Origin of the sequence: Desulfobacter sp., from assembly GCA_028768525.1 — a bacterium.
Classification (GTDB): Bacteria; Desulfobacterota; Desulfobacteria; order Desulfobacterales; family Desulfobacteraceae; genus Desulfobacter.
In genome coordinates, this window is the sequence record CP054837.1 from 5,726,285 (window position 1) to 5,749,887 (window position 23,603).

Consider the following 23,603-nt stretch of genomic DNA (forward strand, 5'->3'; position numbering starts at 1 on the left):
TTAAATGCCTCCTTTGCTATGGGGGACCAGACGGTTGTGGGCCCCAGAGAACCGGAGCAGGTTGTCCCGGTCCGGAATATTGTCAATGTCGATGCCGTTGGATGCCAGGGCGTTGAGCATGTCCAGCAGCTGGTTGCCCTCCTGCCTTACCGGGCCGTAGCAGCCCCGGCAGGGAACCCGGGCGGAAATGCATCTGGGGGCTTCGCCGTTGGCTCCGGCACAGCCGGCTCGGGTGACGGGGCCGGCGCAGAGATACCCCTGCTCCAACAGGCAGCGCATCTGGTCGATGGGCTGGTCCGGGTCAAAATCGGGTTTGTCCGTGAACCGTTTAATGGCGGTGACAGACCCTTTCCCCTTTCTGATGGCCGGGCAGGTGTCGCAGACCGACCTGAAGGGCAACTCCGGGGTCTCCCCGTTGAGCAGGGCCAGAATGGCCGCGGCAATCTGGTCGGGGTGGGGGGGGCAGCCGGGCAGGTAGATGTCCACGTCGATTTTTTCATCCAGGGCATAGCAGCGTTCCAGAAGGGGAGAGATGCCCTTGTCCGGCACTCGGGCCCCGGGGTCTGTGCTGTCCGTGGTGTAGTAATAGTCCAATAGTTCCCGGTTGGTGTAGGCGTTGATCAGCGCCGGGATGCCGCCGTGGGTGGCACAGGTGCCCAGGGCGATGATGATGTCGCATTTTTTGCGCATTTCCCTGGCCACCTCCAGGTGCTCCTCGTTGCGGATGCCGCCGGAGAGCAGGCCCACCGTGGCCTTGGGAAGATCGATTTCCTTTTTGTCCCCCAGCTGGCCCAGGTGCTTGTGGTCCATGAGAACGGGGATGTGAACGAACTCAATCTGGGGCAGAAGATCCAGCAGGGTCTCTCCCAGGTTGAGTATGGCAATCTCGCATCCTGAACAGGAATTGAGCCAGTCACTGGATACTTTTACCGGCATGTGACCACCTCCTTTAACCCTTCAAGATCCTTTTCCCGGGTGGTAAACCCATTGGGACCAAGGGCTTTTATTTTGTTGGTGAACTCGGTTACCTTCTCGGCAAACCTGGGGCCTTCGGCACCGGATACCCATTCGATGGTGACCCGTTCCGGGTTGATGCCGGCATCCTGGAGCAGGAGTTTGACAACGGAGATACGTGATTTTGCTTTATGATTACCATCCTGGTAATGACATTCACCGGGATGTCAACCCATAACCATGATGCCGTCCGCCCCCTTTTTCAGGGCGTCCAGCACCAGGTCCGGATGGACCATGCCGGTGCACATGACCCGGATGGCCTTCATGTTGGAGGGATATTCAAGTCGGGAGACGCCGGCCAGGTCGCCGCCGGCATAGGAACACCAGTTGCAGAGAAATCCGATGATGGTCGGTTCAAAGGTATCAAGCATGATATATAATTCTCCTTAAACGCTTTTGCGCATATTATCATTCATTTATGAATTTGGGTGACCTTTGTGTACTTCGTGGCAAATAATATGGGGGTACGTGAACCACGAAGTACACAAAGGGGTATTCATCAGGCCTTTTCAAGGATGGCATCCACTTGGGCGCGAAGCTGCCCGATGGTAAATCCGTTGACCACCACCCCTTCTTTGGGGCAGGTGGCCGCGCAGATACCGCATCCCTTGCACAGGGCTTCCTGGGTTTTGATCCTGCGGTGGCGCTTGCCGTCCTCTCCCTTGAATTCCACAAGCTCGATGGCGTTGTATGGGCAGATGTCCACGCACAGGGCGCAGCCGTCGCAGTTATGGGTGACCGCGGACTTGATGGCGTCCAGCTTCAGGGTCTTTTTGGACAGGATCACCGAAGCCCTGGATGCGGCGGCCCGGCCCTGGGCCACGGCCTCGTCAACGGGTTTTGGATAATGGCACATGCCGGCCAGAAAAACCCCGTCCACGGTGGAATCCACCGGTTTCAGCTTGGGATGGGCCTCCATGAGGAATCCGTCGGCATTGACTGAACATTTGAACAGGTCCACAAAGCCCGAAGTGGCATTGGGAACAATGGCCGAAGCCAGGACCAGGGCGTCGGGGTTGATCTGCACCTTCATCTGGAGGACAGGGTCAAATACGGTGACGGCCAGTTCTCCGCCGGTATTTTCCACAACCGGTTTTGAATCCCGGGTGTATTTGATGAAGATCACACCCAGGTTCCGGGCCTCCTGGTAGAGGGCCTCCTTATCCGCATAGGTCCGGATGTCTCGGTAGAGGATGAATACATCCATCCCCGGGTTGGCTTTTTTGAAGCGCACGGCCTTTTTGATGGACTGGGTGCAGCATACCCGTGAGCAATAGGGATGTTCCTGGTTCCTGGAGCCCACGCACTGGATAAAGGCCACGGAGTTGAGGGTGTCCGCAAATCCGGGGTCCGCCTGCATCCGGGCATTGAGGTCCATGGTGGTCATCACCCGGTCATCCTCTTTATATAGGTACTCGGCAGGCTTGTACTCATGGGCACCGGTGGCGATGACACAGGCACCGAATTCAATGTCTTCGGTCTCGCCGTTGCAGGTGAGTTCACCGGTGAAGCTGCCCACAAATCCGGATACGGCAGTGAGTTTTGTTGAGGTCTTGACCTGGATCTTTTCATGGGCCATTACCGCATCGGCCAGCTCCCTGGCGGCGGCGGGCACATCCTCGCCCTTCCAGGTCTGGAGCAGGGTGTTGGCCTGGCCGCCGAGGTGGTCGTCCTTTTCAACCAGGATGGTTTCATACCCCTGGTTGGCCAGGTTCCGGGCCGCACTCATGCCGGAGAGGCCGCCGCCCACCACCAGGGCCCTGGGGGTGATGTTCACATTGATATCCTGGAGGGGATAGTTCCGGATGACCTTGGCCACGGCCATTTTGACCTGTTCCTTGGCCTTGGCCGTTGCCTTTTCAGGTTCATTGGGATGGACCCAGGCGTTCATGTTCCGGATATTGGCCATTTCCACCATATACTTGTTCAGCCCGGTGCTCTGGAGGGTCTCCTGGAACAGGGGCTCGTGGGTTCTGGGGGTGCAGGCCGCCACCACCACGGCATTGAGGCTATGATCTTTAATGGTCTGGGCGATCATGTCCTGGGTGTCCGAAGAACAGGTGAACAGGTTGTTTTCCACATGGACGACATGGGGCAGGGCTTTGGCGTATTCAGCCACGGCGTTTACATCTACCACCGAGGCGATATTGGTGCCGCAGGAGCAGACAAAAACGCCGATGCGCCGTTCCTGGCCTGAGATGTCGAATTCTTCCACAAAGCGTTTTTCAACGGTCTGGGTGCCCCGGGCCTCTGCCAGGGCCGCCTTGGCACGGGCAGCTGCCGTGGAGGCGATGGCAACGGACTGGGGAATGGCTTTGGGGCTCTGGAAACTGCCGGTGACATAGATGCCGTCACGGGTGGTTTTGGAGGGATCAAAGCTGGTGGTTTTGGCAAACCCGTAATCGTCCAGCTCAATGTCGCAGGTCTGGGCCAGGGCTTTGGCGTCGCTGGGTGCCTGAAGGCCGATGGAGAGTACCACCATGTCAAAGAAGGATTCCTGGGTCTGGCCTTTTTCATCCACCCAGTTCATGGTGACGCCCTGGCCGCCGGGACCTGCCAGCAGGGTATGGGGACGGGCCCTTACAAAGGAAACCCCTCCGTCCCGGGCGCTTTCGTAATACCGCTCGTATTCCTTGCCCGGGGTCCGGATGTCCATATAGAAGATGGACTGTTCCCCGTTGCCGTCTGCCATGTGGGACTGGGTCATCACCGCCTGCTTGATGGCGTACATACAGCATACAGAAGAGCAGTATCCGTTGTCCCCGCAGTTGTTGTTCCGGGAGCCTACGCATTGGATCCATGCAATATTTTTGGGCTCCTGGCCGTTGGAGGCTTTAAGGTGGCCCATGAAGGGGCCGGAGGCGGAGAGCATCCGCTCGTATTCAAGACTGGTGACCACGTCGGGGATGGTGTCGTATCCGTAATAGTCAATGCCCTTGGGGGAGAAGGGTTCAAAGCCCGGGGCAAGGATGAGGGCGCCGACATTGATGTCGATGTACTCGGTTTTCATTTCGTGATTGATGGCGCCGGTGGGACAGACTTTGGCGCAGACACCGCATTTCCCCTTGGTGAGTTTGATGCAGTTTTCCGGGTCAATGGCGTATTTGAGGGGAACGGTTTGACCGTATTTGATGTAAGCGGCTTTCCGCTTGTTGAGTCCCGCATTGTAAAGGTCATCCACCTTTTTGGGACATTTTTCAGCACACAGGCCGCAGGCGATACATTTTTCTTCGTCTACGTATCTGGGATTTTTCTTTACCGTTACTGTGAAGTCTCCAAGCTCGCCTTTAACAGCCTCGATCTCGGAGAGGGTCAATAGCTCAATATTCAAGTGCCGACCGCACTCAACCAATTTGGGTGAGATGATTCACATGGCGCAGTCGTTGGTGGGGAAGGTCTTGTCCAGCTGGGACATGGCCCCCCCGATCCCCGAGCTTTTCTCCACAAGGTAAACGTAGAATCCTGAATCCGCCATATCCAGGGCTGCCTGGATACCGGCAATTCCGCCCCCTGCCATGAGCACGGAGCCTTTTGGTTGTCTTGCCATACACACCTCTCTTGCTTAAAAGATTAATATGTTTTTTATGAATTAAAAGCATTTCGGCTTTTTAATTTCTCCAAGGTCAGGGCTGCGGCCTCCTTTACAGCCTCTTTGGCCGCCGGACAGAGTCCGGGACAAATTTCATTGGGAATAGATTCTGTATTCATGGCAATAACTTCGATACGGGTTCCCCGATCGGCAAGCTGCTGGAGCAGGTTGGAGGAGGGGGACTGATGAAGAGAGAAGTCCGCCAGTTTTTCCCTGGGGACGTTTGTAATGTCGATTTCAAAGACTTCTCCCTGCCGGCGGCCTTCCACCGTCACGGCATCTATGACAACGATCAGCTCCGGGGGGGTGTCCACCAGCAGCAGATCAAAGATAAGGTCCCGGATGCCGGTGCCGGCATCCAGAACCAGGACAGAATCCGGAAAGGTGTGGCTCGCATTGATCTCGTTGACAACTTCAGGGCCAAAACCATCGTTGCCGAACAGCGTGTTGCCACAACCGAAAACTAAATATTGCTTATTATAGACTTGTGCAGTCATTAAATTCTTCCAAAACTTCATAAATTTAATTTATTAAAAATAGCAATCGCTATTCAATTATACTTACTGCTTATCTCTTTTTTTCTTTAAGAAAAAGCCAAAGCCTTAGCAGGTATTTTTTGAGAAGTCAAGGGGCTGTCTATACGAAAGGACGAAAACCCTACGATTTTGATGGGAAATTTAACTTTCTGTAATAATATATAAAAACAGCGTTTAGGTTTTGAAAACCATGATGGGAGAAAAATTTTTTTTAAAAAAAAGACCATCGTAACCTGAGAAAAATAGTTGTGAACTTTTTTTTAAATTTTGCATCAAAAAAATTGAACGATACGCAAAGATTATTTTCGAGTTCAAACTAAATTTATTTAGTTTAAAATTTCTTTATTGACATGCAAAAGTGAAAGTGGTAAAACCCCGTCTGTCTTGTTCGGGGCGTAGCGCAGTCTGGTAGCGCACTTGTCTGGGGGACAAGTGGTCGCAAGTTCAAATCTTGCCGTCCCGACCACCCGAAAATACAAAGGCCCTTGGCTGATTCAGCCAAGGGCCTTTTTTGTTATTGCGACATTCATTTCAATTCCAGCAGTAGATTTATAAAAATAGATTTCCTCGCACCATTGCGAATACCAATCAATCCATCTAAGTATATTCCATTGGTGCTCAACCTTATTGAAATCATAAGGTCCTCAAAAGGCTTCCCTGTAAATTGCTTGAATTTTTTGTTTGAGTCTTTATTGCTTTATTCTTAGCGGCTATATTTATTTATATTAATTGGGGGGGCGTTTATGGAAAAATGATAGCCATGTAAAATGGATTGATCAGCGTCATTTATAATTCCCGCCAAACGACAATTAAAATTCCCGAAATTTAAGAATCAAAAAAAATGGTAGAAACATCCAAATTGAACAGAAGGAGAGATTTGGATGGTAACGGACCAGCAAGTGAGGAGGTTGTTCAAGTTGATTCAGTCAGAGAAGAGTTTCGGGATAGCAGCAATGAAAGCTGGAATGGATGAAAAAACAGCTCGAAAGTACCGTGAACACGGGAAGTTGCCGAGTGAACTCAAAACGGATCATACATGGCGCACACGCAAAGATCCGTTTGAGGAGACCTGGGATGGTATCAAAGGCATGTTGACCATAAATCCAGGTCTGGAGGCCAAGACACTGTTTGAGGATTTGCAACGCAGACACCCCGGCCGGTTCGCCGATGGACAATTACGGACCCTGCAACGGAGAATAAAGCAATGGCGTGCTACAGAGGGGCCGCCCAAAGAAATCTTTTTTGCTCAAATTCATAAGCCTGGCGAATTATGCCAGTCAGACTTCACCCACATGGATAAACTGGGCGTCACTATAGGCGGCGTCCCTTTTGACCACCTGATCTACCATTTTGTTTTGACCTATTCCAATTGGGAGACAGGTACAGTCTGTTTTTCAGAGAGTTTCGAAAGCCTGAGCCAGGGCCTGCAAAATGCCCTATGGGAACTTGGTGGTGTGCCGCAGCAACATCGCACCGATTGTCTGACATCCGCTGTTAACAAGGTAAGTCACCCTGAGGAGTTCACCAGCAGGTATCAGGATCTTGTTGACCATTACGGTATCATTCCTTGCAAAACTAACCCTGCCAGCCCCAATGAAAATGGAGACGTGGAGCAGCGCAATTATCGGTTCAAAAAAGCCGTTGACCAGGCCCTGATGCTGAGAGGACACCGGGATTTTAAAGACCGGGAAGAATATGACTTGTTCCTGGCCAAACTGTTCGCACAGCTAAATGCCGGTCGTAGGAAACGGTTTACACAAGAACTGGATCTCCTACACCGGTTGCCCAAACGCCGGCTTGATGCATGTAAAAAGATGGATTTAAAGGTTGGTCCCAGCAGTACCATTCGGGTCAATCACAACGTTTACTCTGTAGACAGCAGGCTCATAGGAGAAAATATCCAGGTCCGCCTCTACATGGAATGCCTGGAGGTCTGGTACGGCCAGAGAAAGGTCGATACTTTGCCAAGGTTGCGGGGTGAGGGCAAATATAAAATCAATTACCGGCATATCATTGACAGCCTGGTCAAAAAACCGGGGGCATTTGAAAATTATCGTTATCGTAATGCCATGTTCCCCACCAGCCGGTTCCGGATTGCCTACGATCATTTAAGAAAGCGTTATACCGTTAAAAGCTCAGCAGCAAGGTATCTGAAAATATTATACCTGGCAGCAAAGACAAGCGAGGTGGCAGTAGACAGCGCCCTGATGGTTCTAATAAACGAGGATCAGGAAATCAGCAAAGAGGCTGTTAAACGCCTTATTGAGTCCAACGCCTCTGTCAGCAGGCCGGATGATGTTCATATCCAGGCAGTTGATTTGACTCGTTATGACCAATTGCTCAAGGGGGTGGCGGCATGATCAATGATCGGGATCAGATAGACACCAATCTTAAAAGCCTCCATATGCCGACCATGCGCCGCAGTTATGAAGAAATGGCGGATCAGGCCAGGGCGGAGGCATGGGGATATGAAAAGTACCTCTTACAATTGTTGAGTCTCGAATGCGAAGTCCGCTGGCAGAACCGGATATCACGTAACCTGAGGGCATCCAAGTTGCCATCTTCCAAGACATTTGAGAATTTTGATAAAAAGCGCCTCCCCTTAAAGGTTGCCAATCATTTAAGTGTCCTGGTCAACGGCGCTTTTTTAGAGCGCTGTGAAAACATCCTGGCCTTTGGTAATCCGGGTAGCGGGAAAACCCATCTGCTCTGTGCCATTGGCCATGAATTAATTGCAAAGGGTAAGCAGGTTCTTTTTATCTCATGCAGTCAGCTCGTCCAGGATCTGCTGATTGCCAAAAGGGATCTTGAGCTAACCAAAAAACTCAAATCCCTCTCCAGGTTTGATGCTGTGATTATAGATGACATTGGGTATGTCCAACAAAGCCGGGGAGAAATGGAAGTGCTGTTTACCTTTTTGGCGGAACGGTATGAACAGGGCAGCCTGATGATCACGAGCAATCTTCCGTTCTCTAAGTGGGAACAGATTTTTAAGGACCCTATGACAACGGCAGCAGCCATCGACAGACTCGTTCATCACAGTATCATCCTTGAATTGAATGTGGAAAGCTATCGCATGGAACAGGCTAAAATGGAGGCCGAATAATGATCGAGACCAGATATACCAGGCAGGAGATTGTTGAGATTATTAAAATGATCCGACTGGATTTATACAATCGAGGCCTGAACTGCGGTGCCGGTGCTATCAGCAAGGAGATGGAAGCGGAAAATATTGAACCAATGCCGTCAGCAAGCACTATCGGACGGATACTATCGATAGAGGGCTTAACCCATGGAAGAACCGGGTTTTGTGATGGTAATTAAAAGGACTTTTTACCGGATTATAATGGGGGCCAGCCCCCAAACCCCCGGAGTTTAGCGCATTATAGACCAAAGTATGAGAGCAAAAAGCGAAAGGCCGTACGTGGAAAATACGGCCCCTCATACTTCAGTCACCTTCTCGGCGCTCAGGTTGCTCTCCAGCATAGCCTTATCCTCCGGAAGGATGGTCTTAAAAAACATAATCAGAATTGTTTTGCAAGTATTTTTTAATGAAATTAAATGGTTACGCAGGTTGGGGAACGGGAGTTTTAATTGTCGTTGAAGGAAAAAAATATTTGTCGTTGATCAATGGATAATCGGCTAAAGGCAAAACGTTACTTTCCGATTCTTAGTCTGGTGTGGCCTATATTAAGTGTATTACAAAATTTGCTACTATTATGAAATATATGTCATAGAAGTGAGATGTTGTTCTATGTGGTGGAGTGTGAATTATTCATAATAAATATAGATGTTTTATGGTTTGTTTTTGATTGAGGTATGTATCTTGCATTATTGTGTAGGAGTTGTTTGCTTGGCAATCCTGTGTGAGGCAACTTAAAGAGAGTTTACGTTGGGTGGCTAAGTGGACTTAATTATCAATTAAGGAGATGCTATGAAAAAAATTTGTTTTGGATTATTGATTCTGATGGCCAGTTTTTTATTGTACGGAAATGCAAGCGCTGACGTGTTGACATTTGATGATATCGGTACTAGTAACGGTACGATTTACAACGGGTATGGTGGATTTGACTGGGACGCATTTGGGTATACAAATAACTCAGCTTCTGGATATGGTAATGGAAAGGTCTCTGGAGATTTTGTAGCATTTAATCAATGGGCTAATGTGGCTTCTGCCTCAGACAGTCTCTTTACATTTGAAGGTGCGTATTTGACTGCTGCATGGAATACTGGTCTCTCAATAGAAATAAAAGGTTTTCTTAGCGGTGCAGAGCTCTACAGTCAAACTGTTGTGGTCGACACTGATGCTCCCACATGGTTTGATTTTAATTTTAGTGGGATAGATGAACTTGTTTTTAATTCTTATGGCGGAACGGATTTTTCATCTTCTGACGGTGGGGTCGGAACCCATTTTGTTATGGATAACTTCACATTTAACAGGGCCGCAGTGCCTGAACCAAACACTATACTTCTTTTTGGTATAGGCCTTCTCGGACTTGCCGGAGTGAGCAGAAAAAAATAGCAAGTTCATTCAAGAAATAAGATAATATAAAAAAGCAGGGTCATTCATCTGACTCTGCTTTTTTTTTTGAATAGACACTCCATGATAGTTTAATAGAAGGGGGAGGCTAAAAGCACAAAGCAAATAACGTATTAACACCCTGCATAGCACGTATGTATTTTTATATCTATGCGTTTAACTGGGATTTCAGGGTGTTTATTTTCCTGGAATTCTTTGTTGACACCTGGGTGTTAAAGTGGTAAAACCCGCCTGCATTTGTTCGGGGCGTAGCGCAGTCTGGTAGCGCACTTGTCTGGGGGACAAGTGGTCGCAGGTTCAAATCCTGCCGTCCCGACCATCATTAAGAATAAAGGCTTTCGGCACTCTGCCGAAAGCCTTTTTTGCTTTCCGGCCTCCATCCAACACGTTTTAAATGGGAATCAAAGGGCAGCTCGCTTTATGTTTTCTGCACCCAGCCCTAAGGTTGACAAGGGGCGTTCCTCCCTGTAAGTATGGTTGTACTGACCAGTCAGTTTTATTTCATCCGAAATTGGAGGAAACTATGCAGGAAACAAAATGCCATGTATATGGGTATCGGTGGGTTATTCTCCTGGTTTTTTCTTTGATCACAGCCATAATTCAGATTCAGTGGTTGGCCTTTGCCTCGGTGGCCAGGGAAGCCCGGATATTCTACAATGCCTCTGCCCTTGAAATTGATATTCTTTCTTTGATTTTTATGGTGGTTTTTCTTGTGGTCTGCATTCCTGCATCCTGGGCCATTGACCGTTTTGGCGTAAAGGCCGGTTTAAGCATCGGCGCGGTTCTCACCGGTGTGTTCGGCCTGATGAAGGGCCTTTTTCCTGAAAATTACGCCATGGTGGTCACTGCCCAGACCGGACTGGCTGTGGCCCAGCCTTTTATTCTCAACGCCGCCACCAAGGTGGCCGTAAACTGGTTTCCCATTGATGAGCGGGCCATTGCCGTTGGGGTGGCCACCCTGGCCCAATTTGCAGGCATTATCATTGTCATGGTCCTCACCCCTTTCATGATCGTCACCAGCACCCCGGAACAATACGATATTGGCGGCATGCTTATGACCTACGGGCTGGTTTCGGTTGCCGGGGCGGCTATCTTCCTGGTTTTTTTCAGGGAAAAACCGCTGACCCCGCCCGAGCAAATCGAATCCCACAAAGAGTTCAGTGTGGGCCAAAGTATCCGCCATATTATAAAACAACCGGACATGCCCTATATATTTTCCTTGTTTTTTATCGGCCTTGGGGTATTCAATGCCGTGTCCACCTGCATTGACCAGATCTGCCAGGCCAAGGGGCTGACCATGGAGCAAACCGGCATCATCGGTGGCATCATGCTTGTTGCCGGCATCATCGGCGCGGTGATTCTGCCCCTGCTTTCAGATAAATTTAAAAGGCGCAAACTATTCATCTGCCTGGCCATGGCCGGCACTGTACCCGGCATAGCCGGCCTTGTTTTTTTTACGGATTATGGCTGGCTGCTGGCCGCCGCTTCCACCATGGGGTTTTTCCTTTTAGGGGCCGGGGCCCCGGTGGGATTTCAATACTGTGCGGAGATTACCCGCCCGGCCCCTGAACCCATCTCCCAGGGACTACTTCTTTTTACAGGCCAGGTTTCCGGCATCCTGTTCATCCTGTTCATGAATTTTACAGGGGTATGGCCGGCCATGCTTTCCTTTCTTGGCCTGACCCTTGTCAACATGGTTCTGGCGCTGTTCATCAAAGAAAGCCCGGTGATACTTAAGGTCCGCCAATCCTGAAAAGAGAATGCATTAAGCCGTCAGATCCATATCAGATCCTGGTGTCCCGGCCACCCGAAAACACAACGGCCCTTGGCTGAATCAGCCCAGGGCCTTTTTTGCTTTGGGCATCGGTCTGTATGGTGTATGATTTACCTGGTTTGAGGGGGAGGCAAAAAAAGAAAGGGGCACCATATCGTGGAATTGATACTTTTGGTTGTGGCATTGGTCGCGGGGATGATGGCGCCTTTGCAGGCCGGATTGAATGGAAAAATGGGAAGGGCTCTTGGGGACCCGTATTACGCGGCACTGATTTCTTTTGCCGTGGGAACCATGGGGCTTCTCTGCTATGCCCTTGCCGGCCGGGTTGAGTTTCAAAGCATCCGCAATGCCTTTTCCCTTCACTGGGCAGTATGGCTGGCCGGTCTTTTGGGGGCGTTTTATGTCAGCGCCACCATTGTCCTGATGCCTAAGCTCGGCTCAACCCTGACCTTCAGCCTGGTCGTGGCCGGTCAGCTTTTGATGGCCGTTATCCTGGACCATTACGGATTGCTGGGGGTTCCGGTGCAATTGTTTAACTGGCAGCGGCTGCTTGGTGTTGCCCTGGTGGTCACCGGTGTCGCTTTGATCCGGTGAGGGGAACCATATAACGCGCCTGCTGAAACTAAAAAAGGCTTTCACCGAAACCGGTGAAAGCCTTTTGTTTTTTGTTTGGCTCCCCAGCACGGACTTGAACCGCGGACTTAGTGGTTAACAGCCACTCGCTCTGCCAACTGAGCTACTGGGGAACATGGCCTTCAATCAAGGCCCGATGCTTATACTTAAAATTCAGGACCCAGTCAAGAAAAAAAAACAAAAAAAGCAGCTGGCCAGGGCTGAAATGTTTTGATACTCCGCCGGGACAGGCCCCTTGAATTTCCTTATCCATGAGTTATTGTCCTTGGTTTATATCCGTCCAACCATGATGAATGGCAAGGGATGATTCCGCCAGTGGGATATTCCGGTTGGATGAAAAATTTGGATTTCAGAGGTGTTAATGGAAGGGCAATCCCATACAGGATCTAACTCCAAGATAAATTTTATAAAGTCAGTTTTCCGTCCAAGGGCCGCAGTCCAGCTTCTTTTTTTCCTCATCACGCTGTATGTGGGGATTCAGTTTTATTGGTTTGTGGCAGAACTTGAAGCCGGTGCCAGTTCTTCCGTAGTCAGGCCGCCCGGTGTCGAGGCCTTTCTGCCCATCAGCGCCCTGGTCAGCCTGAAATATTTTTTGTGCACCGGGGTATTTAACCGGGTTCACCCCTCGGCACTGGTCATTTTTTTCATCGCCTGCACCACGGCCCTGATTTTTAAAAAAGGATTCTGCGCCTGGGTCTGCCCGGTGGGATTTCTGTCGGAAATGCTCTCCAGGCTGAATGGGGTCCTGATTAAAAAGACGCTGGCATTTCCCCGGTGGGCGGACCTGATTCTGCGACCGGCCAAATACCTGCTAGCCGGCTTTTTTATCTGGGGCATCTTTGTCAACATGCCGGTAAAAGCCCTTGAACAATTTATTTACAGCCCCTACAACCGGTTTGCAGATCTAAAGATGCTGGCGTTTTTCACCCATATTTCCTGCCCCTCCCTGGCGGTGATACTGGTTTTATCTGTGTTGTCGGTTTTCATTCCCCATTTTTGGTGCAGGTATTTATGCCCCTACGGCGCCCTGTTGGGCCTGCTGGGGCTGTTGAGCCTCGGGCGGATCCGGCGGGATCCAGATGCATGCATCAACTGCGGAAAATGTGAAGTCGTCTGCCCCGGCCGTATCCGTATCACTGCCAAGCCCCGGGTCAATACCATGGAATGCTCCGCCTGCCTGAAGTGTGTTGACGCCTGTCCCAAAAATGAGGTCATTGGTTTTTCCCTCGCCCCCAGGCTGCCGGTTTCACCTAAAGGGGTGGCGCTGGCCATGGCTGCATTATTCATTGTGGGCGTCAGTGCCGCCCGGTATACCGGGTATTGGCAGAACGATACCCCGGTTGCCGACTACCGCAGGTATTTGCTTGAAAGGCAGTTTCCCCGGGTGCCTTTCAAGGGCATGGATGCCGAAAAGATGAAACGGATGATGGAAATGATGCAGAAAATGCAAGAACAGGGGCGATCCTGACCCCTCCATGACGAACCTGCTGCCGAGTTTCTGCCCGGCTTCCATGGCTTTCAATACTCTCTTTGGCATCGCTGTATCGCGATGTCAGGTATTCCAGTGGTGTAGGCCTATAATGCCTGCCCCTTGGAATTGCCGCTTTAGGTGTGTCTTTGCCCTGTAAGCGATTTCGCCACCCCTTGATCTTTTGGAGAAAAGACCCCGGTGGCGGATTATCTTCTTTTATTTGCCTTCGCTTTAAGAGGGGGGTATTTGCTTTGTTACACCTTGGTAAAGCTCATAAAAAGGGTTGATTTTATCCAAGTTAGACGATAACCTCTTTTAGGATCGATACTAAGCTGAACCACGGTCTTCGGGCTGCGTATACTGGGGAGCACTCAAATCAAAACAGTTCTTTTCTCGCGCTCACACCGATTCCCCCATGCCCATATTTGATTTCAACCAAAGTGATCTCTTTATTGCGGGGAGAAATGGATACAACGATTTCATTGCTTCCGTTCATCGAGTCAGAAAAGAATGGTTTTCTGGTTGACCTTCCTGTATCTGATCAAGGAGATGATGCGCATCCTTTCCACATTCAGGAAAAGGGACAGGATTTTTCATTTCTGGTCAAGGCCGGGCTCAAAGTAAACGGCTGCGCCCCGTTCAGGCCGCTGCTGATGCTTGTTCAAAAAGATCACTACCATGTCACCGGGGATCCCCTTCATCCAATGACAAACGGCGAACTGGACCTGGCCTGGCAGGAGACCTTCGACCTGTATTCATCTGCAGACCATGCCTTCTTTATTCCGGATCCCCTGCGCCCGGATCTTCCGCCCATGTTCAAGCCTCTTTTTTTCTGTAAAAAAGCACATTGTTTTTTCCAGCCGCCATGCCCTGAATGCGGCGCTCCTTTGGCTCTTTGCACAGACGACAATACATTGAAAAATGCCGGTCTTTTACCTTACTTTACATCGCTGAACCGCTATCTTTATTGTGTCCACTGCCATGATGCGGGGAAACCGCCTGTCTTCTACCAATACGCCCGTTCCGCCGGCGACCCGCCATTTGTCAGGGACCGGTTTGGCCTGATCAAGGATTTCGCAAAGCTCAGGTCTGCGAAGGACTTTCCCTGCCTTGATTGCCCTGACCACCCGGAATGCTATCTCACCGGCGAAAAAGCAGGATCGCGGATCGGCTTTTTATCATTTTATCCTTTTTATATGCTTTTTTTTGAAGCGGCAGCCATCCGGGCCGATGATTTCCTTGCCCTGCTGGCAGGCGGGGGGGATGATGCTCCCCATGGCGGGGACGGCAGGGGAGGCGCCATTCAGGCCTTCTGGAACCGCAAAGAGGACGGCTATTTTTTCAAAGGGGAACCGCGCTTTTTCCTTGAAGTCCTCTTCCTGAAACTCAGGTTCATGGAAAAGGTGGTCCACCTGCTTGCCAGGCCGCCCATGGGGGAGGTTAAATCACGGATAGAATTGTCCATCCAAAGCATCTGGATTACCCTTCGGCCAGGAGGGTCGCTTCCATTTTTCTGGGATTTTGATTTAAAGATCATTGATTTTATTTCCAATTCATCACAGACGCCCCGGGCGGTGTCCCTGGGGGGGAGCCGCAACCTTAACTTTATTACCCGGCTCTGGTTCTACGTTTTTTTGTCCAACAACATCCAAACCACCAAGATGGTTTTCCAGGCCCTCGACAGACTGCGGGATCTCCAATGGCCCCAGGAGATTTTCAAGGATTATAACAGGCTGATAGAAATTGTCCCGGAGTTCGACGCCCGGCATATTTTTGATACGCCTGACCGGTTCCAGGTGCCTGATGCATACCACGGTGCCTGGCTTAAAACGCTTTTAACCGGCGCAGGGCTTTTCGGCAGACCCGAGGGGATCGGTTTGGGCGATGTACTGCAGCGGTTATCGGAGGATATCGCCCATATTAAAAAAGAGGTTCAGGCTGAACTTTTTGCACAAAAAGATGCCTCAACACCGGCTGAAGGGGATATCCCCAGGGAAGAAATCCCCCAACCCCGGGCCAAAGAGACGACCATGCCTGAGGCTGTCACGGAGGACCGCAGGGCAATCGCCAATATCCTGAAGCAGGTAAAATTGGATTGGCAGGCAGAAACCCGGCCCCGGGACGCAGCACCGGATTTATCTGCGGACATGGAAGAGGAGGATTCCCTGGAGACCATTATTCTTTCTTCCGCAGACGCCACAACCATACCCGGTGAGGACCGGCTGCCCCTAACGGACCCTGAACAGGGACAGGCCACAGCTCCCCCCGAAAGGGAGAGTTCCCGATCAAGCGATTTTGACGACATGGAAAAAACCATGGTCATTGATGGGGCGCCGCAGAAGGAGCCGGCAGGGGGGGAAGATGGGTTTGACGAGATGGAGAAAACAATGGTTCTCACACCGGATTCCCCGCCTTCAGAAGAACCGGAGTTTTTCCAGGAGGAAGATGATTTGGAAAAAACCATGATCATTCCGCCCAAAGAATAACATCAAAAAGGTTGAACCTATGGAGCAGACAATAGAATACGCCGGTCTGGAATCTGAAATTACAAAAACCTACCAGGCCCATGGAGAGGGCAGCCGGATGCATATTGAGGCGCTGCTTGGGGATAGGCTGGCAGCCCTTGCCCCGGAAGACCGCCTGGAAACCCTGGACCGTCTGATCCAGGGATTTGAAAGCCCGGCCCGGAACCAGGCCGTGGACACGGCAGCGGCCATTCCCATTGATGACCATGTGCTGGCCAGGGTGATCAAGCTGCTTTTGGGAAAGGATATTGCAGAGGCCGGATTCGATTCCCAGGCGCTTTTAGAGAGTCTGGCACAGTCGATTAACACAGTTTTTGAGTCCTTGAACCAATTGATAGGCGTCATCAACACCACCCTTGTGGGAAAGCAGGATGCCGACCAGACCATCCGCCAGGTCATCGGTTACCACCTTGAAGGCAGCGAGCGGGCCCGGCCCCTTGAAACTTACATAGGGCAGATCGGAAAAGCATTCTTTGAATCCCAGGAAGCCAGCAAAAAAGCCGCCCATGCCAAGGTCAAGCAGATCCTGGAAGAGCTGGCCCCTGCAAAAATCGAAAAGGAAACAGATGTCTCCAAGCTGAGCCCCATGCGTAAATCCCGGTACTATGAGGTCTATGAGACCAAGTATGAGAAATTTGAAAACTGGTTTGAATCAGGCCGCTTTATGGAATCTTTTTTAAGGGAGTTTGAAAAAAACTGCCGCAAAATATCAATTTAAGAGGAGGTAAAATTGAAAAAACTCACCTTGCTTTCACTGGCTTTTGCCCTGGCGCTGTTTTCCTGTGCGAAAAAAGAACTTCCCCCGCCCCAGTGGGCCTATGAAAAAGATGCCATAAAAGTACAGGTAAAGGCGGACCCCATGCTGAATCTGGACAGCGGCAAGGCCCACACCCTGTATGTATGCGTCTATCAACTGAAGGACCCCAACGGGTTCAACCAGTTGTCAGGGGACCAGAGCGGGTTGTACAAGCTGCTGGAATGCCGTCTCTTTGACGGGAGCGTGGCATCGTCGAAACGGGTTATCGTCAACCCCGGTGATGACACCGCCCTGCTGATGGACCGGGCTGAAAATGCAAAATACCTGGCGGTGGTGGCAGGGTATTACGGCATTGTAAAAGAGCGCATTACGCGGCTTGTTGAGATTCCGGTGGTGATCGAGGAAAAAGGCTTTATTGCCAAAGAGAGGAAACAAAAGCCCGGCCCCCTTAACATCACCCTTTTTCTGGGGCCTGAACAGATTGAAAAAATCGAGGGGCAATAGGCATGGCAAAACCGCTTTTCTGGCATCAAGGATTATTTCTCCAGCCCCATCATTTCCAGCTGAACGATGTGTATATCCAGTCTTTGATGGAACCCTGGCACAGGTTCATGGCGCCCTTTCTATGGGGCGTCGGCAGTGTTGACATTGATGAAGGCGTTCTTGCCAATTATGTATTCGACATCAAGTCCGGGGAATTTATCTTTCCCGACAATTCCCATGTCACCATAGGGGAGAATGGGATTGTCCAGGGCCGCTCATTTGAAACCGCCTGGGAGGACAGGGGCAAACCCTTCATGGTATACCTGGGCCTGAAAAAGTGGGATATCAAGGGGGGGAACGTGTCTGTGGCAGACGACCTGACAGACCTCTCCCATGTATCCAGCCGGTTTGCCTCTTCGGGCACCCCCACGGAATATGTGGATCTTCACGGCGACGGGCCGGCCGCAGAGGTCAGGCAGATGATGTTTCTTGTCAAAGTGTTCTGGGAAACTGAAATCGCCAACCAGGGGGACTATCACATCATTCCCATTGCACGGCTGGTTCGCAACCTTGAGGACATCACCATTGACAGGGGATTTATCCCCCCCTGCCTCACCCTTGCCGGATCCGGGACCCTGTGGGACATTGTCAAGGAAGTCAAAGACCAGCTGTTTTCAAAAACCCGTCAGCTTGAGGCGGTGAAAAGCAAGAAAGGCGTCCATACGGCTGAATTCGGTTCAAGGGATATGGTCTATATGATGACCCTGCGCTCCCTGAACCGGTATGTGCCCCTGCTGGCGCATATTACAGGCAGTGTTCAGGGGCAGCCCTGGACGGTATACGGCATTTTCCGGCAGATCATCGGGGAATTGTCCTCCTTTTCTGCAGAGGTTTCGGCGAGCGGCGAGCTGGAAGACGGCACCAGCCTTTTGCCCGAGTATGACCATAAACAACTGTGGGAATGCTTCACCGGTGCCCAGCGGCTGATAACAAGGCTTTTGGATGAAATTACATCCGGCCCGGAATACATCATTCCCCTTCATTTTGACGGCACCTATTTTGCGGCGGAGCTGCCACCGGCCATTTTTGAAGGCGCAAACCGGTTTTATCTTGTCCTTGAGTCCGCACAGGACCCGCCTTCAATCATTGATGCCGTGCAGCACATTGCCAAACTCAGTGCCAGGGAATCGCTTCCCATACTCATTGCCCAGTCCCTGCCCGGGGTAAGGCTCTCCCACCTTGAGGCCGTTCCCCAGGAACTGCCGCGCAGGGCCGGGGCGAGCTATTTCATGCTTGACCACCACGGCAAGCAGTGGGAACCGGTGCAGAACGGAAATAACATGGCCTTGTACTGGGATACCGCCCCCCAGGATCTTTCGGCAGAATTGATGATTGTAAAAAGGAGCTGATGCATGAGGCTTGCAGATTGTTTTACGGACATGATGACCTATACCATCATGCTTGCCAAAAATTCAGGCACAGAACAGATTCCCTTTGACCAGGCAAAATCCCACATGGACCGCCTGGTGAGGGAGAGCCAAGGCTTATTCGAAACCTTCAGGGGGAATATGGAAGATTTTGACCTTGCCCGTTTTGCCGTTTTTGCCTGGGTGGATGAGACCATAATGAAAAGTGCCTGGGAGGGACGGGGCTACTGGCAGGGAGAACAGCTTCAGCGCATCTTTTTCCAGACTTCTGATGCAGGGGAATTGTTTTTCCAGAAACTGAATACCATCGGCCCCCATCAAAACCATGTCAGGGAGGTCTATTATCTCTGCCTGGCCCTGGGGTTTACCGGGCAGTACCATAACCAGGGGGACGATATGCTCCTGGATCAGCTGAGAATATCCAATTTAAAGCTTCTGACCGGAAGTGCAATGGAACTTCCCGACCTGGACCGGATGACCCTTTTCCCCGATGCCTATGATCTGGAGGCTGAGGCCAGGGAAACGGATCGTTCCAGTCCTTTTTCACTGCTTACGGCCCTGGCGTTCCTGATACCCGTGGGCGTTTACGGCCTGTTGTTCGTGGTCTACAAATTTGTTCTGGGCAATATCGGTGACACTTTAATCAGCAGGATACCATAATGAAAAAACGGTTTGCACTTGTGTTCAAGATCTTTCTGGTACTCGCGCTTTTGGGCCTTGTCGGCATTGCTGTATTTGCCGCCGTGGTTTGGGCCAAATGGCCCCTGTGGGTATGTGCATTCATCCTTATTGGCCTGGCCGGCATCCTTTTGGGCGCCTTTTTTATTTACAAACTGCTGCTGCGGAAAAAAGAACAGAAATTTGTCAGCCAGATCATTGAGCAGGACAATGCCGCATTAAAAAAGAAGAGCAAAAAGGAGCAGGCGCTTTCCAGGGAAATGCAGGCCAAATGGAAGGAGGCCATGGATTCCCTGAAGAAGTCCCATTTGAAAAAACAGGGCAATCCCCTTTACGTGCTTCCCTGGTACCTGATCATCGGCAAGAGCGGCACCGGAAAAACAACGGCCATTAAAAGTGCCAATCTCTCCTCCTCCTTTTCGGAGGTCAAAAGCGTATCCGGAATATCCGGCACGCGGAATTGTGACTGGTGGTTTTTCGAACAGGCCATTCTCATCGATACCGCCGGCCGCTACGCTGTACCAGTGGACCAGGACAAGGACAGGGACGAATGGCAGAAATTTCTGGGCCTGCTTGCAAAATACCGGAAGAAAGAACCCCTTAACGGTCTTATTGTCACGGTTTCCGCCGACTTTTTAAACAATGCCCCGGCACAGGACCAGGAAGAATACGGCCGGGATATCCGGTCGCGGGTGGATGAACTGATGCGCGTTTTAGACGCCAAGTTTCCCATTTACGTCATGGTCACCAAGTGCGACCTCATCCAGGGCATGACCCAGTTTTGCAAGGGGCTGGACGAGGATGCCCTGGGGCAGGCCATGGGAATGGTCAACCCGGGGCTGGAAAAAAACGCCGGCACCCTTTTAGGGGAGTGTTTTAAAACCGTAGGTGAACGGATCCGGGATATCCGTCTGCTCATACTCCAGAAAGCCAGGGAAACCTCCCCGGAACTCATGCTCTTTCCCGATGAATTGGAAAAAATAAAGCCGGGCCTGGAATTATTTGTCAATTCCCTGTTCCAGGAAAACCCTTATCAGGAAACGCCCTTTTTCAGAGGTATATTTTTCAGTTCCGGCCGCCAGGAAGGCACCCCCTTTTCCCATTTTTTAAAGGATATGGGACTGATCGGGGAAGCACAGGTCCTGCCCGGCACCAGCCGGGGGCTGTTCCTGCATGATTTTTTCACCCGCCTGCTGCCCTCGGACAGGGGGATGTTTACAAAAACCATGCGCGGAGCGGCCTGGGCAAGGTTGACACGGAATCTTGGTTTTGCCGCCTGGACCACCATTATCCTGGCCGTCTGCGGCATTTTGAGCTTTTCCTTTGTGAAGAATCTGCACACAATCAAAACAGCTTCGGCAAAGTTCTCAGGCCCACAGATCCTTCAAGGGGAACTGATTTCCGATGTCTCAACCCTTGAACAATTCAGGGCTGCCATTAAAAAAATTGAAACCAGCAACGGGAATTGGTGGATTCCCCGCTTGGGGCTGCATGAGAGTATCCATGTTGAGGAGAAACTCAAAAAGAAATACTGCACACTCATGGAAAAACGCTTTCTCGATCCGCTGGATAAGCAAATGGCGGACCAAATGGCGGGATTTTCAGCGGTAACGCCGGTGGCGCAGTCCATCCCGTATATAGAGCACCTTGTCAAAAGGATCACTGTGATCAAGGCCAAACTTGTCCAGCGCCCCATTGAAGAACTGCGGCAGATGAAACAGCCCCGTTTCAATACCGTCGCCATTGGGGCACGCCAGGACATCGCAGAGGAGGTCAGGATTAAAATGAATGACCTGTATCTGCATTACCTGCTCTGGCAACAGGATACCCTGGCCATGAACCAGCGGATGAACGGGCTGCAAAAATGGCTGGCCCGGCTTATTTCCATGAAGGGCGCCACCTTGAAATGGGTGGTTGACCGGGCCAATTCGGATCCGGACCTTTCAGGCTACAGCCTGGGCCATTTCTGGGGCAACATACCGGAGGAGGAAAGCAGCCCCAAGGTCGCCCCGGCATTTACCCTTGATGGCAAAACATCCATTGACCAATTTATTGCCGAAATTGAAAACGCCCTCACCGATCCGTTGGTCATGGCCGGGCTGAAACGGGAGTTTTACATATGGTACCGGGCGGCCTATCTTGAATCCTGGATCAGTTTTGTTTCACAATTCGGCACCGGGCTGGAAATGATGAACAGCAGGGAAGACTGGCAGGCCGTGTCAACCCATGCCGGCAACAAGTCAGGCCCCTATTTTTCCCTGCTTCACCTGATCCCCGGCCAGGTGGCGCCCTTTGCAGAGGGGGGTAACCTGCCCGGGTGGGCGGTGCTGGTGGCGGATATCAACCAGCTGCACAACCAGGCCGGGGTGCTGCGGGCCCAGAAGGCCGGCTCAACCGGCATGCTGGGGCAGGCCGCCAAAAAAATCAAATCCAAACTGGCCCCCGGGCTGGATAGCAGCAGCCGCATGGATGCCGAGGCCATGCTCAAGGCCGCCAAATCATTTATGGCGTATCAGGATTCCATGGCCATGCTGATTGCGTCCACCGCATCCCAGCGTGCCGCATTTGAACTGGCCACCCAATTGTATACTGAAGATCCGGCCACCAGTGACACGGCGTTTTTTAAGGCAAGGCGGGAATTTAAGAAATTGAAACGGATGGTGCCTGCCAAGGGAGATGCATCCTCAGCGGTCTGGGAACTTGTTGAAGGCCCCTTAAATTTTTACCATGAATTTGCCATGAAGGAGGCGGCCTGCGAACTTCAGAAAAAATGGGAAAATAATGTACTCGTGGAAATGCGCGATGTATCCGACGATGCCAATATAAATACCATGCTCCTGGGCCCTGAGGGCTTTGTTACCCGGTTTATAAAAGGGCCGTGCCACCCCTTTATCAAACGGGGGCTGAAAAAGGGATTTTATCCGAAGAAACTGGACGGTAAAACCATGGCCCTGAGGCCTTATTTCTTCAAATTCCTTACCCGGGGCGTCAGCGTCTCAAAGCCTGCTAAATCAAATTATTCGGTTAAAATCAGCGGGCTTCCCACAAGTGCAAACGACACGGCCCGGGTGCAGCCCCATGCCACCCGCCTGGAGTTGATCTGTGCCGATAAAACCACCCTGCTTGAAAATCTGAACTATCCGGTCAGAAAAGTGTTCTCCTGGGCGCCTGATTCCGAATGCGAAGTCAGTTTTTCCATTCATGTGGGCAGCCTTGAACTGAATAAAAGATACACCGGCCGGTTGTCATTTCCAAAGTTTCTTAAGGATTTTCCCAAGGGTCAACACAGTTTTGTGCCTGCAAATTTTCCGGATGATCAGGATGATCTCAAACGCATGGGCATCAAATTTATAAAGGTGAGATACCGGTTCAGCAACCATGAACCCGTTGCCGGGCTGGTAAGCGCAACCCCGGGGAAAACCCCCATGGAGATTACAAGATGCTGGGAATAGGCAAAAAAAGCCGGGACCAGACAATCACCGCCCATGGGAAACATCCTGCCTTTGGGGATTATTTCAGCATTAACATGGAAGCCTCCCCCCTGGCGGGGGCCTTATCCGCCTGGATAGAGCAGGGGGTTAAACTGGAAAAATTTCTGGGAGCCAAGACAAATACCTGTGCATTCCGGTTCTGGATAAAGGGGATAAAAAAAGAAGACCTTGTCCTGGGGATTGTCAGGGACAGCAGCGACAGCATGGGCCGGCCGTATCCGCTGCTGGTCATGTCAACCTTCCGGATGAAGGACAGGGAGCGGCAGTGGCACAATATATTCACCTGGTTTGACCCGGTATTCAGGCGGTTCGAAGAGGTGGCGGCTGCAAGGCATGAAACCTTCAGGGCATTTGAAACCGCAATTTCAAGGCCTGGTTTTGCCGGACCCAAAACAAAAGAGAAAGAATCATCAAGGCTGGCATTGACGCTGATGGGCTGGTTTAAAAAAGAAAAAGACAAAGAGGCCATGATCCTCCCCGTCACTGAACTGGAAACCGGGTACACAGGGGCTGTCCGCCAGGAGGGCGGATGGGGGCTTTTTAAACGAACGGAAATGCCCAGCACGGTTTTTCTGGGCGGCGTAACGGACCGCCCCAGGGCGGCTTTTTATAACCGCCCCCTTAAGGCCGCTGATTTCATCGATCTTTTCCGGGCAGAGGCCGGCGGCAGACATTAATATCAGGA

At 51.2% G+C, this 23,603-nt stretch carries 18 protein-coding genes and 3 tRNA genes; 16 read left to right on the top strand and 5 right to left on the bottom strand.

Annotated features, from left to right (window positions below):
* The 4 genes from HUN04_25280 to HUN04_25295 all read right to left on the bottom strand — a co-directional run bounded on the left by HUN04_25280 (position 1) and on the right by HUN04_25295 (position 5,100).
* Positions 1–936, bottom strand: coding sequence for a methyl viologen-reducing hydrogenase (locus tag HUN04_25280; GenBank protein ID WDP92856.1), 936 nt, complete (start codon positions 934–936; stop codon positions 1–3).
* Positions 927–1,385: a hydrogenase iron-sulfur subunit gene (locus HUN04_25285; GenBank protein WDP92857.1), complete on the bottom strand. Its 459-nt coding sequence runs from the start codon at positions 1,383–1,385 to the stop codon at positions 927–929. Before HUN04_25285 ends, HUN04_25280 begins: the two co-directional genes overlap by 10 nt.
* 128 nt (positions 1,386–1,513) lie before the next feature.
* Positions 1,514–4,561 carry a CoB--CoM heterodisulfide reductase iron-sulfur subunit A family protein gene (locus HUN04_25290; GenBank protein ID WDP92858.1) on the bottom strand — a complete coding sequence of 1,016 codons (3,048 nt, stop codon included), beginning with the start codon at positions 4,559–4,561 and terminating at the stop codon, positions 1,514–1,516.
* Between the two features lie 35 nt (positions 4,562–4,596).
* Complete coding sequence (locus tag HUN04_25295) at positions 4,597–5,100, bottom strand: hydrogenase maturation protease (GenBank protein ID WDP92859.1); 504 nt, start codon at positions 5,098–5,100, stop codon at positions 4,597–4,599.
* A 428-nt stretch (positions 5,101–5,528) separates the two neighbouring features.
* Here HUN04_25295 and HUN04_25300 point away from each other — a divergent pair.
* From HUN04_25300 to HUN04_25335, 8 genes are all read left to right on the top strand, one after another.
* Positions 5,529–5,605 (top strand) — tRNA-Pro (locus HUN04_25300).
* A 454-nt stretch (positions 5,606–6,059) separates the two neighbouring features.
* Entirely contained in the window at positions 6,060–7,499 is a 1,440-nt protein-coding gene (locus tag HUN04_25305; GenBank protein ID WDP93407.1) for an IS21 family transposase, read from the top strand.
* Entirely contained in the window at positions 7,496–8,245 is a 750-nt protein-coding gene (locus tag HUN04_25310) for an ATP-binding protein (protein WDP92860.1), read from the top strand. The genes HUN04_25305 and HUN04_25310 overlap by 4 nt, the downstream gene beginning before the upstream one ends.
* The gene (locus HUN04_25315) at positions 8,245–8,463 is read left to right on the top strand and encodes a hypothetical protein (GenBank protein WDP92861.1); all 219 of its coding nucleotides are present in this window, start codon (positions 8,245–8,247) and stop codon (positions 8,461–8,463) included. The genes HUN04_25310 and HUN04_25315 overlap by 1 nt, the downstream gene beginning before the upstream one ends.
* A 610-nt stretch (positions 8,464–9,073) precedes the next feature.
* Positions 9,074–9,661 (top strand): PEP-CTERM sorting domain-containing protein, encoded by a 588-nt coding sequence (locus HUN04_25320; protein WDP92862.1) that lies wholly within the window; start codon positions 9,074–9,076, stop codon positions 9,659–9,661.
* Positions 9,662–9,921: 260 nt separating this feature from the next.
* Positions 9,922–9,998 (top strand) — tRNA-Pro (locus HUN04_25325).
* Between the two features lie 204 nt (positions 9,999–10,202).
* On the top strand, positions 10,203–11,432 hold the full coding sequence (locus HUN04_25330; protein WDP92863.1) for an MFS transporter: 1,230 nt from the start codon (positions 10,203–10,205) through the stop codon (positions 11,430–11,432).
* Positions 11,433–11,609: 177 nt separating this feature from the next.
* Positions 11,610–12,047 carry a DMT family transporter gene (locus HUN04_25335; protein ID WDP92864.1) on the top strand — a complete coding sequence of 146 codons (438 nt, stop codon included), beginning with the start codon at positions 11,610–11,612 and terminating at the stop codon, positions 12,045–12,047.
* 76 nt (positions 12,048–12,123) lie between these two features.
* Here HUN04_25335 and HUN04_25340 read toward each other — a convergent pair.
* Positions 12,124–12,199: transfer RNA gene (locus HUN04_25340), tRNA-Asn, on the bottom strand.
* A 248-nt stretch (positions 12,200–12,447) separates the two neighbouring features.
* Between HUN04_25340 and HUN04_25345 the strand changes: the two genes are divergently transcribed.
* The 8 genes from HUN04_25345 to tagF all read left to right on the top strand — a co-directional run bounded on the left by HUN04_25345 (position 12,448) and on the right by tagF (position 23,595).
* A complete protein-coding gene (locus HUN04_25345) occupies positions 12,448–13,554 on the top strand; it encodes a 4Fe-4S binding protein (protein WDP92865.1) in 1,107 nt (368 codons plus the stop codon).
* A 467-nt stretch (positions 13,555–14,021) separates the two neighbouring features.
* Complete coding sequence (locus tag HUN04_25350; protein ID WDP92866.1) at positions 14,022–16,043, top strand: hypothetical protein; 2,022 nt, start codon at positions 14,022–14,024, stop codon at positions 16,041–16,043.
* 19 nt (positions 16,044–16,062) lie between these two features.
* A complete protein-coding gene (locus HUN04_25355) occupies positions 16,063–16,800 on the top strand; it encodes a hypothetical protein (protein ID WDP92867.1) in 738 nt (245 codons plus the stop codon).
* A gap of 12 nt (positions 16,801–16,812) precedes the next feature.
* The gene (gene tssJ / locus HUN04_25360) at positions 16,813–17,343 is read left to right on the top strand and encodes a type VI secretion system lipoprotein TssJ (protein WDP92868.1); all 531 of its coding nucleotides are present in this window, start codon (positions 16,813–16,815) and stop codon (positions 17,341–17,343) included.
* A gap of 2 nt (positions 17,344–17,345) precedes the next feature.
* The gene (gene tssK, locus HUN04_25365; GenBank protein ID WDP92869.1) at positions 17,346–18,731 is read left to right on the top strand and encodes a type VI secretion system baseplate subunit TssK; all 1,386 of its coding nucleotides are present in this window, start codon (positions 17,346–17,348) and stop codon (positions 18,729–18,731) included.
* 3 nt (positions 18,732–18,734) lie between these two features.
* Positions 18,735–19,409, top strand: coding sequence for a DotU family type IV/VI secretion system protein (locus tag HUN04_25370; GenBank protein ID WDP92870.1), 675 nt, complete (start codon positions 18,735–18,737; stop codon positions 19,407–19,409).
* Positions 19,409–22,879, top strand: coding sequence for a type VI secretion system protein ImpL (locus tag HUN04_25375; GenBank protein WDP92871.1), 3,471 nt, complete (start codon positions 19,409–19,411; stop codon positions 22,877–22,879). Before HUN04_25370 ends, HUN04_25375 begins: the two co-directional genes overlap by 1 nt.
* Positions 22,867–23,595, top strand: coding sequence for a type VI secretion system-associated protein TagF (gene tagF, locus HUN04_25380; GenBank protein ID WDP92872.1), 729 nt, complete (start codon positions 22,867–22,869; stop codon positions 23,593–23,595). The genes HUN04_25375 and tagF overlap by 13 nt, the downstream gene beginning before the upstream one ends.
* Positions 23,596–23,603 lie beyond the last annotated feature (8 nt).

Bases quoted from the DNA above. Each gene is read 5' to 3' on its own strand.
- HUN04_25295 (WDP92859.1), bottom strand. From the start codon at position 5,100: ATGACTGCACAAGTCTATAATAAGCAATATTTAGTTTTCGGTTGTGGC.
- HUN04_25280 (WDP92856.1), bottom strand. From the start codon at position 936: ATGCCGGTAAAAGTATCCAGTGACTGGCTCAATTCCTGTTCAGGATGC.
- tagF (WDP92872.1), top strand. From the start codon at position 22,867: ATGCTGGGAATAGGCAAAAAAAGCCGGGACCAGACAATCACCGCCCAT.
- HUN04_25330 (WDP92863.1), top strand. From the start codon at position 10,203: ATGCAGGAAACAAAATGCCATGTATATGGGTATCGGTGGGTTATTCTC.
- HUN04_25310 (WDP92860.1), top strand. From the start codon at position 7,496: ATGATCAATGATCGGGATCAGATAGACACCAATCTTAAAAGCCTCCAT.
- HUN04_25320 (WDP92862.1), top strand. From the start codon at position 9,074: ATGAAAAAAATTTGTTTTGGATTATTGATTCTGATGGCCAGTTTTTTA.
- HUN04_25370 (WDP92870.1), top strand. From the start codon at position 18,735: ATGAGGCTTGCAGATTGTTTTACGGACATGATGACCTATACCATCATG.
- tssK (WDP92869.1), top strand. From the start codon at position 17,346: ATGGCAAAACCGCTTTTCTGGCATCAAGGATTATTTCTCCAGCCCCAT.
- HUN04_25355 (WDP92867.1), top strand. From the start codon at position 16,063: ATGGAGCAGACAATAGAATACGCCGGTCTGGAATCTGAAATTACAAAA.
- HUN04_25345 (WDP92865.1), top strand. From the start codon at position 12,448: ATGGAAGGGCAATCCCATACAGGATCTAACTCCAAGATAAATTTTATA.
- HUN04_25350 (WDP92866.1), top strand. From the start codon at position 14,022: ATGGATACAACGATTTCATTGCTTCCGTTCATCGAGTCAGAAAAGAAT.
- HUN04_25375 (WDP92871.1), top strand. From the start codon at position 19,409: ATGAAAAAACGGTTTGCACTTGTGTTCAAGATCTTTCTGGTACTCGCG.
- HUN04_25315 (WDP92861.1), top strand. From the start codon at position 8,245: ATGATCGAGACCAGATATACCAGGCAGGAGATTGTTGAGATTATTAAA.